This is a genomic window from Leptolyngbya sp. FACHB-671 (genome assembly GCF_014695745.1).
GTDB lineage: Bacteria > Cyanobacteriota > Cyanobacteriia > Elainellales > Elainellaceae > JAAUTN01.
Window position 1 is genome coordinate 125,318 of the sequence record NZ_JACJOV010000095.1, and the last position, 15,638, is coordinate 140,955.

General features: G+C 48.8%; 13 protein-coding genes and 1 tRNA gene. 7 read left to right on the forward strand and 7 right to left on the reverse strand.

Annotated elements, in window-relative coordinates; translation table 11 throughout:
* Window positions 1-178: 178 nt before the first annotated feature.
* Window positions 179-967, forward strand: coding sequence for a TspO-related membrane protein (locus H6F93_RS13295; protein WP_190681359.1), 789 nt, complete (start codon window positions 179-181; stop codon window positions 965-967).
* On the opposite strand, the gene H6F93_RS13300 is transcribed toward H6F93_RS13295, so the two are convergent.
* The gene (locus tag H6F93_RS13300; protein WP_190681362.1) at window positions 964-2,301 is read right to left on the reverse strand and encodes an ATP-dependent DNA helicase; all 1,338 of its coding nucleotides are present in this window, start codon (window positions 2,299-2,301) and stop codon (window positions 964-966) included. The two genes, H6F93_RS13295 and H6F93_RS13300, sit on opposite strands and share 4 nt — an antisense overlap.
* A 259-nt stretch (window positions 2,302-2,560) precedes the next feature.
* Between H6F93_RS13300 and H6F93_RS13305 the strand changes: the two genes are divergently transcribed.
* Window positions 2,561-2,633: transfer RNA gene (locus tag H6F93_RS13305), tRNA-Phe, on the forward strand.
* A gap of 26 nt (window positions 2,634-2,659) precedes the next feature.
* Here H6F93_RS13305 and H6F93_RS13310 read toward each other — a convergent pair.
* Complete coding sequence (locus H6F93_RS13310) at window positions 2,660-3,103, reverse strand: DUF1810 domain-containing protein (RefSeq protein WP_199313688.1); 444 nt, start codon at window positions 3,101-3,103, stop codon at window positions 2,660-2,662.
* Window positions 3,104-3,991: 888 nt separating this feature from the next.
* Here H6F93_RS13310 and H6F93_RS13315 point away from each other — a divergent pair.
* The 3 genes from H6F93_RS13315 (at window position 3,992) to H6F93_RS13325 (ending at window position 6,476) form a co-directional block, all read left to right on the forward strand.
* Window positions 3,992-4,198 (forward strand): hypothetical protein, encoded by a 207-nt coding sequence (locus H6F93_RS13315; RefSeq protein ID WP_190646301.1) that lies wholly within the window; start codon window positions 3,992-3,994, stop codon window positions 4,196-4,198.
* A gap of 194 nt (window positions 4,199-4,392) precedes the next feature.
* Window positions 4,393-4,908 (forward strand): hypothetical protein, encoded by a 516-nt coding sequence (locus H6F93_RS13320; RefSeq protein WP_524537944.1) that lies wholly within the window; start codon window positions 4,393-4,395, stop codon window positions 4,906-4,908.
* A gap of 128 nt (window positions 4,909-5,036) precedes the next feature.
* Complete coding sequence (locus tag H6F93_RS13325; protein ID WP_242043437.1) at window positions 5,037-6,476, forward strand: MFS transporter; 1,440 nt, start codon at window positions 5,037-5,039, stop codon at window positions 6,474-6,476.
* A gap of 45 nt (window positions 6,477-6,521) precedes the next feature.
* Here H6F93_RS13325 and H6F93_RS13330 read toward each other — a convergent pair whose 3' ends face one another.
* From H6F93_RS13330 to H6F93_RS13350, 5 genes are all read right to left on the reverse strand, one after another.
* A complete protein-coding gene (locus H6F93_RS13330; protein WP_190681364.1) occupies window positions 6,522-6,944 on the reverse strand; it encodes a DUF3037 domain-containing protein in 423 nt (140 codons plus the stop codon).
* Entirely contained in the window at window positions 6,922-7,704 is a 783-nt protein-coding gene (locus H6F93_RS13335; protein ID WP_190646299.1) for a HipA family kinase, read from the reverse strand. The genes H6F93_RS13330 and H6F93_RS13335 overlap by 23 nt, the downstream gene beginning before the upstream one ends.
* Before the next feature lie 165 nt (window positions 7,705-7,869).
* Window positions 7,870-8,355 carry a zinc ribbon domain-containing protein gene (locus H6F93_RS13340; RefSeq protein WP_190681366.1) on the reverse strand — a complete coding sequence of 162 codons (486 nt, stop codon included), beginning with the start codon at window positions 8,353-8,355 and terminating at the stop codon, window positions 7,870-7,872.
* 114 nt (window positions 8,356-8,469) lie between these two features.
* Complete coding sequence (locus H6F93_RS13345; protein ID WP_190681368.1) at window positions 8,470-9,111, reverse strand: 2OG-Fe(II) oxygenase; 642 nt, start codon at window positions 9,109-9,111, stop codon at window positions 8,470-8,472.
* A gap of 4 nt (window positions 9,112-9,115) precedes the next feature.
* Window positions 9,116-10,036 carry an RluA family pseudouridine synthase gene (locus H6F93_RS13350; protein WP_190681370.1) on the reverse strand — a complete coding sequence of 307 codons (921 nt, stop codon included), beginning with the start codon at window positions 10,034-10,036 and terminating at the stop codon, window positions 9,116-9,118.
* Window positions 10,037-10,174: 138 nt separating this feature from the next.
* Between H6F93_RS13350 and H6F93_RS13355 the strand changes: the two genes are divergently transcribed.
* Together H6F93_RS13355 and H6F93_RS13360 are read left to right on the forward strand one after the other, a co-directional pair.
* Window positions 10,175-13,645, forward strand: coding sequence for a two-partner secretion domain-containing protein (locus tag H6F93_RS13355; RefSeq protein ID WP_190681372.1), 3,471 nt, complete (start codon window positions 10,175-10,177; stop codon window positions 13,643-13,645).
* Between the two features lie 321 nt (window positions 13,646-13,966).
* Window positions 13,967-15,532, forward strand: a complete 1,566-nt coding sequence (locus tag H6F93_RS13360) for an L-type lectin-domain containing protein (RefSeq protein WP_190681619.1) — start codon at window positions 13,967-13,969, stop codon at window positions 15,530-15,532.
* The last annotated feature ends 106 nt before the right edge of the window (window positions 15,533-15,638 follow it).

Genomic DNA, 15,638 nt, shown 5'->3' on the forward strand with positions numbered 1-15,638 from the left:
TTCTGAACCTGATCAGGAATGAACTTGCAGAATGTTTCTTTGCAGCAGATCCAGTTGGGAAAGAGGCGAATAGAATTCGCCTCTTTCCCCAATCCCAAAACGCACTCGATCGCCACTTGGATAGGTGTGATTCATTGGAGAACAAGGCAGGATTAGAAGTAAAACTTAGTTGCAGCGTATGAAAGCATCTTCATCCGATCACTCTAGAATGGGACTGGCAATCGCCACGCTCCTTGCCATTCTTGCCACACTCACCGTGAATGCTCTATCAAACTTCTTTCCACCTGAGGGGTTAAACATTGGTGAAATTGCCAATACTGTCCTGCAAGGGGTACAAATCACGCCAGCAAACTATGCCTTTGCGATTTGGGGACTCATTTACCTGGGGTTAATTACCTATGGCGTTTACCAGCTTCATCCGAGTCGCCGGAGTGAACCACGGATTCGTCGTGCCAGTGGTTTTCTGATCGTTGCCTGCCTTGCTCAAATTATTTGGGTGTATCTGTTTACCACACAACTGTTTTGGTTGTCCGTGGTTGCCATGTTGGGCATTTTGGTGTCACTCATCGCTGCCTATCTCCAGTTGGGAATTGGTCATATCAGAGCTTCCAGAAGTCACAGATGGCAAGCGTTTGCACCTTTTAGTATTTACCTTGGCTGGATTTCGGTGGCAACGGTGGTGAATGTTGCCTCTGCGCTCTACAGCAACGGTTGGACAGGATGGGGCATCAGCGATGTGAGTTGGACGGTGATTATGCTGATCGCGAGTGCGATTATTGCTGCTATTGTTGCGGTTCAACGTGCAGATGTTGCTTTCACTTTAGTGTTTGTTTGGGCATACGTGGCGATCGCCATTCGTCAACTCAATACTCCTGCTATTTGGATTACCGCAGTAGTGGGAGCGATCGCCCTGATCGGGTTACTCACCTTTAGCAAGATGAATAGGCGCAAACTGGTGAATCACTAGTAAATAAATAGCCGCTGAGCAGCCCGTGTTACAGCAACATAGAGTAACTGATTGCGTTCTCTAATGTTGCGATTCCTCAAAGCGTTAGGCACATCCACAAACACGTTTTGAAAGGTCGAACCTTGTGACTTGTGAATCGTTAGACAGTAGGCATAACTCAAGTCTGCGAACAGTGCCTTCAAATCCCAAAACTCACGCCAGCGCTTTTCCTTGGCATAGAAATCTAGTTTTTGCACAAACTCAAGCTGACTCAACTCATGTAACACAGTTAAATTTCTCTCTTTGCCTTCATCCGTGATTACTTGCAGATACCAGACGTGCCACGGGCCATCCTTTCCTGCTGCAACCCCCTGTACCTCACACTCACCAGAGTTCTGTAGGAGCAGGCTGTCATAAAACATATAAGGCGCATTGGCAACCAGCCGTTCTCCTGGCACAAATCGTGCTGCATCCGCACCATAAATTGCTGCCCGAATCTTTTGGTTTAGCTGATCTACTCTCACGTTGGTGTAAGCCACTGCCCGCACATAGTCCGGGTCTTTGCGGTAAGACTCACTTTGAAAGGCTCGAATCAACAGTTTTTCCCACTCTCTCGCCTTCACCACAAACACACCTTCGGTGCGATCGCCATTGGTATCTGTCTCAAACCGGGGAAGCTGTCCACGAGTTAAGTCATTGCGAATCGTCTCAGCTAGAACGGCGATCGCACCACCATAGCGCACCACCTCAGTTAGTTCTGAACGCTCATAGATTTTGCTAAACACCAGTGATTCATGTTCATTGATGGGTGGCAACTGAGCAATGTCACCCACAAACAAAATTTGAGTCCGCTTATATAAATTGGTTACTGCCTCCATCAACAGCAGCCACATGTCCTCACTGATCATGGAGGCTTCATCCACAATCACCAAACGATACTTATCAAAATTATTTTCACCGTTGTAGTCCGGGCGAAAAATCTGTTTTCCTGTGTTCTGGTCAATATCTGGCTTTAACCCCAGCAGTTTGCAGCAGGTCATACAGTCAACGCCCAACCCCCACTGGTCAGACATTCGCTCCAATACCTTCGTCGCTTTGTTGCTAAAGGCTGTAAAGACGATGGTGTAGGGTTCACGCTGCTTTTTTTTGAGAGCGCCTTCCCGAATGCGTTTGATCAATGCCTGAAGCAGCGTTGTCTTTCCCGTTCCGGCATAGCCCGTCAGCAAATAGAGCTTTCGCTTACTGCACACAAAATCTTCCAGGTCTTGCAGCGCCTGCCACTGCTCCTGATTGAGCTTGACACCGGACAAAACTTCTGGAATCTCTGTCGATAGCTGCTCCGTTGGCTCAGACATTTTCCTGGCTTAGAACGTTCTTGACCGATGATGCTACTGACTCAGTTGAACAAGCTTGCTTGACGATAGCAAGCTATCCCAATTTAAAGCACAAACTGCTCAATGGACTTTTAAGCCATCACTAGAGCAATCCTGTCAAAAATCTAAGATTTGGGATGGCAATTAGATGAGGCGATCGCCCGTGTTAAATTTTTTGGGCGCAAACTCTTGCTAAGCATTGGCAAGTTTGTTACCCTAGTTAGGCGCTGAAGAACAGCTAGCCGGGATAGCTCAGTTGGTAGAGCAGAGGACTGAAAATCCTCGTGTCCGGGGTTCAAATCCCCGTCCTGGCATATTCAAGTGAATTAGAGCAGGTTGATTAGAGTAAACGAAGCGTTTTTTCGTCCCGTTCGCCTTGAAAAAATCTGTCAAGCAGTTGGTCAAACACCGATTTTTCAGTCGAAACATACGCAAACAGCGTTGCACAAGATTTTAGCTTCATATCGTCGGGAGAACCGAAGATCTCGTATGCAGTTCGTCCCTCTACACTCAGAACTGCCTCAACACATTCAATCAAGCGTGAGCCGAGAATAGGGTGGCTCAAGTATGCCTTGGCTTCCGCAACGCTTTTGATTGAGTATCTCTTGGAGGTTGGACTGGACCCTAACCCATCAAACTGGGGAAAAACGTACCACATCCAGTGCGATCGCTTTCGACCACTTTTGATTTCAGAGAGTGCCTGTTCGTAGTTGGCTTGCTGGGCTTGCAAAAAGCGGTTCAAATCATAAACATCACTCATTGCACCAAATTTAATATCTGTCATAAGCATCTCCTAGCATCTGATAACTAATCTTTCGCCAGCTTGCATGACGAAAGGAAAGAACAATAGACGGATTTAAGTTGTCAAATGTTTAAGCATAGTGACGCAACATGTTGAGAACAGTTTGTGGATTATTTATCATAACTCTTCCTCTAAATGACGAGTGTTTTAACACTTTCCGTCTTATACCAATTCTCCAGATTTAGATTACACATAGATACTTCTGTAGGGGCGTTTCGCGAAACGCCCCTACCCAATCTGTTGCTCTACTTTAGAGGATTGGTATTAGGAGAATGCGATCGCCCTCCACCCCTTACCTCTCAACCTCAAAACACAAATTTCCAACTTCAGAGCACGGAAGTTTGACTTCAAAGCATGAAACTTTGACCTCTGAGCCCGAAGTTTTGACTTCTAAACACGGAACTTCGACTTCAAAGCATGGAATTCCGACTTCAAAGCCTGAAACTTTGACTTCAGAACCCGAAGCTTTGACCTCTGAACTTGAAATGCCGTGATCAGAACTGCGATCGCCGAGCTCAAAACTCCAAGCCTGTAAACCTGTATCAAGAACTACTTGCGAAAAGCTTCATTCTCAAGTAGTCTGGTTCCTCAGTACAAAAACATATCCGTTATCCAAGCGTCACCTGCTGTTGCGACCAACAACAACAGGCGACTAACCCTCAAAACTGCGGTAACAGTTCGGAGGGCTAGAGGGCAGTTTATCACTCCACTAGCCACCCTGACTTTGCTATGGCAAAAAAAGCAGCAGGGTGGCTTTGGTTTTCGGAGGCAAATCTCAGGGGTTAGGAACTGGGGGTTAGGGGTTAAAGATGTTCTCCCTGGCTCACGGTTCCTAGCTCCTAGTCCCTCAACCTGGAGTTTTACACTGCCATGACTGACCATTCTGCTTTGATTCAAATCAACCCCGATCCGCGCATTGTCACTACGCTTGTGATCGGCACTGAAGACAACGTGAAAGCACACATTCTTAGGCAACATACCCTGGGTGTTGCTGAAGCAAGTGCATGGAGCAAACCCATTCCAGTTCCCCATTGCCCTGATAAGGTGATGTGTGTTCTCAAGCGCATCATGCTTTAAGGGACCCTATTGAAAGCTTGATGTCTCTTTATCCCTCTCCAGGCTTAACCCAATGAAGTTGGCTTTTAGTGAGCTATATCTACAGTGCTTTAGTTTGGGGCTTCACGCTTTCGATAGACGTAATTGAGGAAGCAGAATCATTAAGTTGTTGCTAGTTCCTCGTAATTTAATTGAGGTAATTTAATTAAGGTGAGATGATGAATTATCTTGTTGCTGTTTTATCCGATCGCATTCAAGCTGAGGCAGCTTATTCTGCTTTAGAGAACGAAGGTTTAGCCAATACTCAAGTTGATATTTTGGGTAATGGCTATAAAAGTGCAGACGAGTACGGACTCATTAACCCAAATCAGCAAGCCCGTAAAGGCGCAAAGCGATTGGCGTTCTGGTCAGTTCCGTTTGGATTTGTCGCAGGTTATGCATTTAATGTTCTAACAGGGATTGAGATCCTTTCAACGTCTCCTCTCTTGAACCACATTATTGGGGGACTGTTGGGAGCCGGTTCCGGTGCGTTGGGAGCCTATTTTGTGGGGGGTGGAGTTGGCTTAACCGTGGGCAGCGGAGATGCATTGCCCTATCGCAATCGCCTTGATGCAGGCAAGTACCTGATTGTGGTGAAAGGAACGGAAGAGTTAACTCGTCAAGCTACTCGTATACTGCGCCAGTTTGAGCCTGAGAACATTCAAGGATACACTGAGCCAACTAGCGCATAGCCTGAGTGACTTAGATGAGGTTGTAGCAAGTTTGTACTGTCTGTCTAACACGTCTATCTAGCACGTTCAACAGTTGACTCAGTACCCCACTACCTGGTTTTCTTCAGGTAGCACTTAATCACAACCTTATGAGTCTCAATCCATCCCCTTCAGCATCTCCCCAACCCACCCCTGCTAAATGGTGGGTCATGTTAGGGGTTGGGTTGGGCGTTTTGATGTTTACCCTGGATACCAGTATTGTCAATATCGCCTTGCCGACACTGGTGCAAACCTTTCAGACCACGTTTGCCACCATTCAGTGGATTGTGTTTAGCTACCTGCTGGTGGTTACTACTCTGGTCTTGGGTGCAGCGCGGCTGGGAGATATGATTGGCAAAAAGCGACTCTATCTGGGCGGGCTAATTGTATTTACCATCAGTTCACTGTTGTGTGGGTTAGCTCCAGATGTAGGCTGGTTGATTGGTTTCCGGGCACTACAAGGGATGGGAGCCGTCATGATTTCTGCCCTCGGAGCGGCGATCGTTACAGAAGCATTTCCAAGTTCAGAGCGGGGGCGGGCGCTGGGTATTATTGGCGCGGTCGTATCCTTGGGCATTGCGCTTGGACCGACGGTTGGGGGTCTGCTGATTGGGCTGTTTGACTGGCGCATGATTTTTTTAGTCAACGTGCCAATTGGTATCTTTGCTAGTTTTGTGGTTGTCCGCTACGTTCCCGCCAACCCGCATCCCTTTGTTGGGCAACGGTTTGATTGGGTTGGGTCGATCGTGATGACAATCGCCCTAGTCGCCTTTGCACTAGGAATGACCCACGGACAGGAGGCTGGATTTGTTAACCCAGTGACTTTGGGGCTACTTGCGATCGCCGGCATCAGTCTGGCAATTTTCCTCTGGCTAGAATCCCATATTGCCTCACCCATATTAGATTTACACCTGTTCTACAATCGTCAATTCAGCCTCAGTTTGTTGACTGGCATTCTCGTATTTATTGTCATTGCCGGAACGATTTTTATCATTCCTTTCTTCCTAGAACTGGTGTTGGATTACTCTACAACTCATACTGGCGTGTTGCTGGCAGTTTCCCCCATATTAGGTGGCATCGTCGCCCCATTTTCTGGGAATCTGTCCGATCGCTTTGGCACCCGCATCATCAGTTTGGTGGGATTGGTGCTGATGGTACTGGGTTGTTTGTGCATCAGTACATTCAATGCTGAAATGACCGACCTAGATTACATTATCCGCGTCGCTCCATTTGGAATTGGGTTGGGGATGTTTCAGTCGCCCAACAACAGCGCTATTTTAGGGTCGGTGCCTGCTGAACGGCTTGGGATTGCGTCGGGCTTACTGTCCCTGACTCGCACACTGGGGCAAACGACAGGCGTTCCACTATTAGGAGCCATTTTTGCCGGAATGGTGTTGGCGCAATCTTCTACTGCAATGGTGACGGATGCTCCCGCTGAAGCATTAGTGTTTGGGGTGCAAAGCACATTCAGGATTGCTGCTGCTATTCTGGCGATCGCAGCTTGTTTAATGTTTGTGTTGTGGCGATCGCAATTCCAAAAGACCGAGTGATAGACCTAATCAGCGATAGAAACCTGTAGGTCTAGAACATCACTGCTAAATCGTACGGGTTGCAGTAATTTTGTTTTGCTTGCACGGTCGCACCATTGTGTCGAGGAGATGCTCGATGACCTTGGGCAAGTTTGTGCAAAGCCCCGTATGAACTCGCGATGTCTGGATCGCAGTGCTGCGAGGAGCCACAATCCAGTAAAAGCGCTCCCTGTGAGGGAGTTGACCAATGGGTCCAGATAACTCTCCCCCCGCACAAATCAGTGGAATAGCTGCGAGATAGTCTCGAATAGTTTCAATATCAATGGTGGGGTCAAGTGCCATCAGCCGTTGCTCGTCAAGCTCAATCCGAGATTCTAGGAATTTGTGGCTCGCGCATGAAACGACTACCCCAGCGTTGACAAACTCTTCACGCTCGACCCTGGGAACCACGCGGATAATGGCGTAATCATACGTTAAGAGCTTGTGCACGAACTGCTTCCTCCAGAAAAACGCGCGGTGCTTCCAACCGCTTCATTAAGTACTCGATGTAAGCTTCTCGATATTGATCACTGTCAACAAATCGAGCATCTCCCTCCAGCCAAGCCTCAGGAATCAGTTGCACGATCTGCTCGATGATGCTTGATGTCAGCCGCTCAGTTATTTTCGCATCTACCTCTTGAAGAACGCTAGCGCCGTGGAGCAAAACATGGTCTTTGATCGCAGGAAAAGGAGAACGGCTACGTTCTAAATAATTGCTCCAGGTGTGATGGAAGTAGAGGGCAGCACCATGATCGATTAGCCACAGTCGTCGGTGCCACATCAGCATATTGGTGTTGCGCGCTGTCCGGTCGATGTTCGTCACGTAAGCGTCAAACCAGACAATTAAAGAGGCGAGAGCAGGGTCAGGTTTCGCGGCAATAGGGTCAAATGTGATCGAACCGGGCAGGTAATCGAGTGCTAGATTCAGACCCACACTTGCTCGAATCAAATCCTGTATTTCTGGGTCAGGTTCAGTGCGGGCAAGTTCAGAGTCGAGGCTGACCAAGACGATCTCAGGAACGAGCAGTCCTAGAGTCCGAGCAATTTCTCCTGCAACTAGCTCAGCAATCAGAGCTTTCGCGCCCTGTCCAGCCCCTCGAAACTTCAGCACATACATACCGTCATCATCAGCTTCCACAATGGCTGGCAGCGATCCACCTTCACGTAGGGGAGTGACATATCGGGTAGCAGTAATGGTTCGTAAACTCATCTTTTGTAACAACGCTCCAAGCTATCTTTGGTAGAGCAGTCAACTCATTAATGCAGCTTTAACAAGAGTGAAAGTATGAATTTCGTAGAGGCAATGCAATGCAATGCCCCCATAGAGGGAATTGAGATTCGTGAATCATACCCGCATTCGGCAACGCCATCTCTACTATCTGCGATCGCGATCCCAGCGGTAAATCGCATTTTGTAAAAGCTGGAGCCGATTTGAATTTGGGTTGCGCTGCTGCTCATATTGAATCAACCTTTCCACCAGCTTCTTATCCCCTTTTGCTCGCCTGAGAAGCTGCTGCTGGAGCTGTTTCTCCACTCCCCCGCTGCTGCTAGCGCCGCTCTGAGTTACAGCGTAAACAGCGCCAACCGCTAGAGCGATCAGAGGAATCACATACCAACTCCAAGTAAACCCTTGAGCGGATAGAAAAGCTACCAGCAGAAAAATTGCAACAGCGGCTATCAACCCTCTTTGCCAGGTCTTGGACTGAGAATTTTTATCCTCATCACCCCTGTCTGGAAGCAAATGCATGTAGCTTGCAGCTTCAGACCAACCTGTTTCCTTATCCGAACCACACTCAGGGCAAGCACGAGCCTTAAGTGGCACATCCGCTCCGCAGTTAGGACAGGTGAAGTATTTTGACACGCTTACTCGCGCTCCCTGATCAATTTCTGGTAAACGTTCATCTATTCCTTAGCATAATCTCCATTTGGTTCAAGGATTGCTATTGAGTAGGTTTCAAGAGCGATCGCCCTTCAATTACCTTTCAGATAGCGATCGCCGCTTCTTTCCACTCACTTTTGCAGCTTGGGGAATAGCTCTTGACTCTAGCGTGAATTCTGGAATGCTTTGCCGTTCAGACTCACTGAGGCTGTATTGTTCGCAAACTAGGCTAAGCCGATTCGTGGAACTGGTGACTGGATTAATGGAGTGCGTCAGGTCACCCTGAAACCATAGCAACATATTGGTTTGTGGCTGAATTTGAGCAACTTGACGTTTACCGTTTTGCAAAACTAACTCACCGCCCTGTAAATCCTGGGGCACGCGCACATACAAAACACTCACCAGTGCAGGTGGCTCAACCGTCTTGCAATAGGAGCGTAGCGATCGATCAATGTGTGGATCGACTCGTGAACCTGCTTTGAGTAGGAGTGGGTTGAGATAAAAGGCGTTGCATTCGGGCTGAAGGGCGATCGCCAAATATTGCTTAAAGAATGGAAACCGTTGCTCTACTTCTGCTAGACCAGAACGCTGAAACACGAGTGAGAATCCTTTGGTGTTGACGAAATCTCGGTTCAGGTTGTTAACCGCAAAGTAAGGACAGGCGAGAATTTGCCCCTCTAACTCACTCAGGTAGCTAACCGGAAAAACTGAGTACTGCTGACGATAGTAAGTGTTCATTCGATTAACTCAAGGCAGATGGGGCAGGGCAAGTGTAGCTTACAGGTTGACCTGTTGTGGGGTGAACAAATGATAACTGTAGCGCATGAAGATGATAGCCGCAGTCGCCAGGAATAGGTCTACTATGTGTCGTCGAGCCTGAATCGGCTAACGCAGAGGATAGGGGAACACCACCAACACCGTATAGTGGGTCGCCTACCAGCGGAAAGCCGCTTGCTGCGAGGTGAATGCGAATTTGGTGGGGTCGCCCTGTGAGAATGGTGACTTCCAGGAGTGTATTGTTTTCGTTGCGTCTAAGGACACAGCACTCACTGTGAGCAGGCGGTCCATCTGGGGTTGCGGCATAAAGATAGCCCAGCAGAGGGTAAGGAATTTTGCCAATCGGTTGGGTGATGGTGAAACGATCTGACATGGTCGTTCCACTCGCCAGAGCACGATAGGTTTTACGAATTTGGCGATCGCGCATTTGCTGACTTAGACTGGCTCGTGCAGAGGGCGATCGCGCCAACAACATTAACCCTGAAGTTCCCCGTCCTAGACGATGAATCGGTACGGGTGGCGAATCTAGATAGCGCTGCTGAAGCTGCCACAGGAGTGTGTTTTGCAGGAATCCGCCTCCAGGTAAAACCGGCAACCCCGATGGCTTGGCAATCACCAGCAAGTCTGCATCCTCGTGCAGCACAGCAAATTCTAAAGGAACTTCTGGTTCCTGCCAGGGTGGACGATGATAAGTGAGTTGGTTTCCCGCTTGCAAAACGGCTGTAGCGGTTGCCGGCACTCCGTTGAGCAGCACTTGACCGGACTCAATTCGCTGTTCCCATTCGGTGCGGCTGGAATGTTGATAGCGCTGGGTGTAATAGTCCAACACCGATAGGCTCTCGGTGTCGCGGTTGATGCGATCGCAATAAGTCCAGCCTTCGTTCACCCAAACAACTCTCTAACGCTTACCCTGCTTCAACCATTTTTAACGCTCTAGACTACCTAATTTTACGCCTTGCCTATATTCTGATGATCAGTGCATCGGGCTGGTCACATTAAATACCGTCATTTTGAGGTTGCCAGAATGCGTCATAGCGCGAGTAAAAGAAACGGTAGACTAGAATTTGCGCGTGTTTTGGCGATCGCCACCAGCATTATTATCTCTGCCGGAGGGATAGTTGATGATCGCGTTCTGGCTCAAATTACACCCGATAACACCTTAGGTTCTGAAAATTCTCAGATTTTTCGCGATGCCTCTGGTCGGCTGATTAACATTGGCGGCGGCGCGGCTCGAGGCGCAAATTTATTTCACAGTTTTACAGAATTCAACGTGGGCGGACGGCAGCAGGTTTATTTCACCAACCCGGTTGGAATCGAAAATATTCTCAGTCGCGTCACCGGAAATGACCCTTCCGAGATTTTAGGTACACTGGGGGTCAACGGCAACGCCAACCTGTTTTTGCTCAACCCCAACGGCATCCTGTTTGGACAGAGTGCCCGTCTGGATATTGCAGGCTCCTTTGTTGCCACCACTGCCGATCGCTTCTCCTTCAACAACGGATTGGAGTTCAGCGCAGTTGATCCAGAATTGCCGCCACTCCTGACGGTCACGTTAAATCCAGGTGTGCAGTTGGGTAGAAGCGTTGCAGGCGGCACGATCACCAACCGAGGCAGCTTAACTGTCGGGCAAGATCTGTCACTCATTGCAGAAACTCTAAACCTGAGCGGACAACTCCAGGCAGGTAAAACACTCACTTTGCGAGCGTTAGATACTGTTTGGATACGCGATCGCCCCAGTCAACCCTTCCTTGCTTCAGCACGAGGAAATTTGCAGGTACAGGGCGATCGCCGAGTCAACATCTTTGCACTCAATCACTCCAACAGCGGCTTTTTTGCAGGTGAAGATTTAGTGTTACGCTCTGCCAATTCCGTTCAGGGAGACGCTCACTATACCGCAGGCAATAACTTCCGCATTGAACAGTTAAATGGGCAGTTGGGCAGTTTATCTAGCCCCTACGATCCAGTCATTCGAGCCAATGGAAATGTAAGTTTTACCAGCTACACAGGTGCCTCTCTACACATCTTTGCAGGCGGCGCAGTAAACATCGGCAGGGTTGAAATTACGGGTGCAGATGCAACAAACTCGATTAATGAAACGGTAGTTCTCTCTGACGGCTCCACTTTACAGGTGAATGGCGCGGCGCAGCCTACACTGGATATCCGTGCAGGCACCACGGCAGTTGGAACTCCTTTAGGTGTGACAGGAATACCCTCTCCTACAGGGTTAAACTCATCTACTGCTACATCAGCCAATATCACTATTGACGAAATTATCCTGAATCAACCTGACGGATTGATTTTTCTCACTAATCAATATCAGCCCAACAACTCACTCAATGGCACGATTGAGATCGGATTTATTAATGCGATCGCCCCAACCCTCGCCAGTTCCGTCACTGTAGATGCTCGTAATGGAATTATTTTGAACGACATTGTAGATGTATCTGGAGTCGATCCAGCAACAAACTTGATCACGGGTGATGGTGGCAATGTGACATTTCTAGCTGATGGTAATATTCGCTTAAATGAAGGGGCTGCCATTTTTTCGGAGGGGCTATTAGGGGGAAATATTCAACTCAACAGTGAAGGCGCACTCACGATTCGTGGCACTGGCGACTCTACCACTTTTGCGATCGCCAGCAACACGTTTACAGATGTAGCTGGGGCAAACAGCGGTGATATCCAAATTACGGCTCAGTCCCTTTCTAGCACTAACGCTGGAAACATCGCCGCAATCACCTTTGGTGCTGGAGAAGCCGGAAACGTCACGATTAACACCGATGATTTTGTCTCCCTCAATAACAGTGAGATCGTTAGTGTTGTTGAACTAGGAGCAACAGGTAGCGGAGGTGATATCAATGTAATAACGCGATCGCTCTCCCTCAGCAACGTTTCAGGCTTAGTGGCAGTCACACTTGCGGATGGACAGGCCGGAAATGTTAATATCTTCACCAGCGAATCCACTTCGCTCAACGACAGCCAAATCGCCAGCTTTGTCAATCCTGAAGCAACCGGACAGGGAGGCAGCCTAAATCTCAACACCCAGTCTCTTCTGGTCACCAATGGCGCTCAGGTCAACGCTAATACGTTGGGGCTAGGAGATGCGGGGCAAGTCAGAATCAATGCGGCTGACTCCATTGTTTTAGATGGCATCAGTGCAAATGGAACCGTGAGTGGTGTGTTTAGCAATGTCTTTAATGAAAGGGATCAAGCTGGAAACATCGTTGGACTAACAGAGGGAAATGGCGGCAATATTGATATCACGACGCGATCGCTCTCCGTTTTGAATGGCGCTCAAATCAACGCCAGCACTGAAGGTAGAGGCGATGCAGGCAATATTAATCTTGATGCCAACTCCGTTCTCGTCACGGGAAGTGGGTTTGACAGTTTTCAAAACATCCTTTCTCCCAGTGCAATCGTGAGTGAAGTGTTGTTTGACGCAGACGGCGCAGGCGGCAATATTGGAGTAGCCGCAGCCAATCTTGAAGTGTCCGATAGCGGTCGAATTAGCGCCAGTACCGATGGCTTTGGTAATGCTGGAAGTTTAGATCTAGATATTACCGATTCTGTTACCTTAACAGGTGCAACCAGCGGACTTTTTGCAGATACCATTGCAGGCTCTAGTGGCAATGGCGGCAGCATTTTTCTCACCAGTCGCCAGGTGCTGATTCGAGACGGGGCAAGCATCGCAGTTGGCAGTGAAGGATTTGGCGTTGGCGGCAATATTCAACTTGAAGGCAACTCGCTATTTCTCAACAGGGGCTTAATTTCTGCTCGAACTGCCAGCACTACAGGGGGCAACATCACCCTAAATTTGGCAGATACAGTCGTGTTGCGCCGTGAAAGTGAGATTTCCACTACCGCAGGTACAGCGCAGACAGGCGGAGATGGCGGCAACATCACAATCAACACAGACTTTTTGACGGCGGTGGCTTCTGAAAACAGCGATATCACCGCCAATGCGTTTCAGGGACAAGGCGGCAACATCAACATCACGGCGATCGGCGTGTTTGGCATTGCTCCCCGCGAAGCGCAGACCGAACTTAGCGACATCACCGCCAGCTCAGAGTTTGGCGTAGACGGTGTAATCGAGATTAACCGTCCTGATGTAGATCCGAGTCGCGGCACCGCAGAACTGCCCGCCGATGTAGTGGATGCCTCTCGTCTCGTCGCCCAGGGTTGCTCAGCCGGAAATACAGCGATCGCCAACCAGATCGGTGAATTTACGATCACTGGACGGGGTGGCTTACCTCCCAGCCCTACCGAGCAACTCAACAGCGACGCAATTCTGGCAGATTGGGAAACGCTGGAAGAACCCACCAACCTTTCAACCACAAGTTCACCCATTCCCCCGACCCATTCTGCATCAGCCTCCACGGAATTGGTAGAAGCTCAAGGCTGGGCGATCGCCTCCAATGGTCAACTCATCCTCACCGCCCAAGCAACCGCGGTTCCTCATTCTCCCTGGGTTAATTCTGCGACCTGTCGGTCATAGGAATTGAGAATGGGGAATTAGCAAAGATTTACCCAACCCCCAACCTCTAACTCATAAGCTCCGACGTTTACGAAAGCTTTAAAGGAACGAAGTCAATTGTAGTCTTTCGCTGAAGCTCAGTATTAACACTGGAACATGTTGTGAAAATGACGTAGAAATGCAATATGTGAATCCGTGTATACGGCAATAGGCTTCTGCATTTACCGCTTCAGTTTTTTAATTTTTCTGGCAGGCGATCGCCCAATTGCATCGTTTCGCCAAGCAAACGCAACCCCATACGAAAAACAGACTTTGACCTAAAGCGTTAACTGACAGCGCTTTTTGATATCTATTGCTGCGATCGCCCTTCGTCTGGCAGATGGCATCGGATTGGTGCGTTTGCTCATCCACATTTTATCTCCTCTCTTCATCCTGCTAAGGAGCTTTACCGTGAGAAAACGCGACATAGTTAAAGTGGCGATCGCCACAACGGGTACAACGGTGGGACTCGTCGCACTCCCTACATCCGCCGAAGCAGTCACCTTTGACTTCCGCGACTTTTTTGATACCTCAAGCCTGACGCTTAACGGCAATGCGACAGTAGTAGACAATGTTCTACAGCTAACCCCTGAACTTCAAAGTCAAAGAGGTAGTGCGTTCCTGTCCAATCCCTTTAGCATTACAGCGGATACCTCCTTCTCAACCCGCTTCGACTTCTCCATTACGGGCGAGGGAGACGATAATTTTGGCAGCGGCGATGGCTTTACCTTTATGGTTCACAACGACCCAAGGGGCAGCAACGCTTTGGGCGTAGGCGGAGGTGGGTTAGGTTATAGTGGCATCTCGCCCAGTGTGGCGGTAGAGTTTGATACTTATGTTAATTCTGCAGTGGGTGATCCAGGAAGTGTGGGTGGTTCCTCATCTAACGATCATGTTGGCATAAACACCAATGGCTCAGTGAGATCTTTAAACCTGATTACCCTTCCAGAATCTTTTAACTTTGATCAGGCAGGAACATTTACAGCCAACATCAACTACAACGGACTCACTAACCTTCTTGATATCGTCATTGCCAATGATGAGGCTCCTCTGCAACAGCTTAGTAGCACCATTGATCTGTTTGATCTAGTCGGTTCACAAGCCTACTTCGGCTTCAGCGCAGGAACTGGCTCAGCGACAAACACTCACAGCATTCTCAACTGGACACTAGATACCGATGTGGCACCCGTTCCGGAACCCACCGAACGCACATTTGAATTTTCAGGGACTTTTGGCGAAGATGTCTTCGACACCTTTGAAACTTTCAATGGTGACACTTTTACTGGATCATTTTCCTTCTTCACCAACACGCCCGACTTAAATAATGCAGTTGGACGAGGCACCTACGCTTTAACGGATGTCAAACTCACCATATTTGATGATGAGAGCGGCGACGAAACAGATCTGATATTTGGCGAGACAACCGAGGCATTTATAGATTTAGACAGCTATATCCTTCGGGTACGTCCGGCAAGGGTAATTCGTCGCAGGGCTCCCAGGAGAACATCGTTTGCACTCCCACTCACAGCAAACGAAAATTCAAACTCTCGAACTTGTATAGCTGACACTGAGCCTGACTGGGCGAGTTTCGTGCTGACTTTTGATGATAATTTGGAAAACCCAGATGTGCCGCCTACCCGACCCCCTCAAGGTAATTTAGTGCCGAGCCAGTCCTTCTTCGAGTTCTTTGGAGAACTGTCTGGTCCGGACGATCTGTGCTTGATTGATCGAGTAGAAGTCGTTGAAGTGGACGTGACCGATCCAGACGCAGAGCCAGAACCCGTACCAGAGCCAGGAACCGCTTTGGGCTTAGGCGTGTTAGGTCTGGGCTGGGGTTTAAGGAAGCGGTTTGGACGCGCCAAGGGCTAATCAACAGCTATTGCCATCGCTGCAGCTTAAGAACACCAAAATTCTTACCTCCTCCCTCTATACGAACTCTGCCTTCCGCGTTTATTCTGATAGCGATGGTACTGAG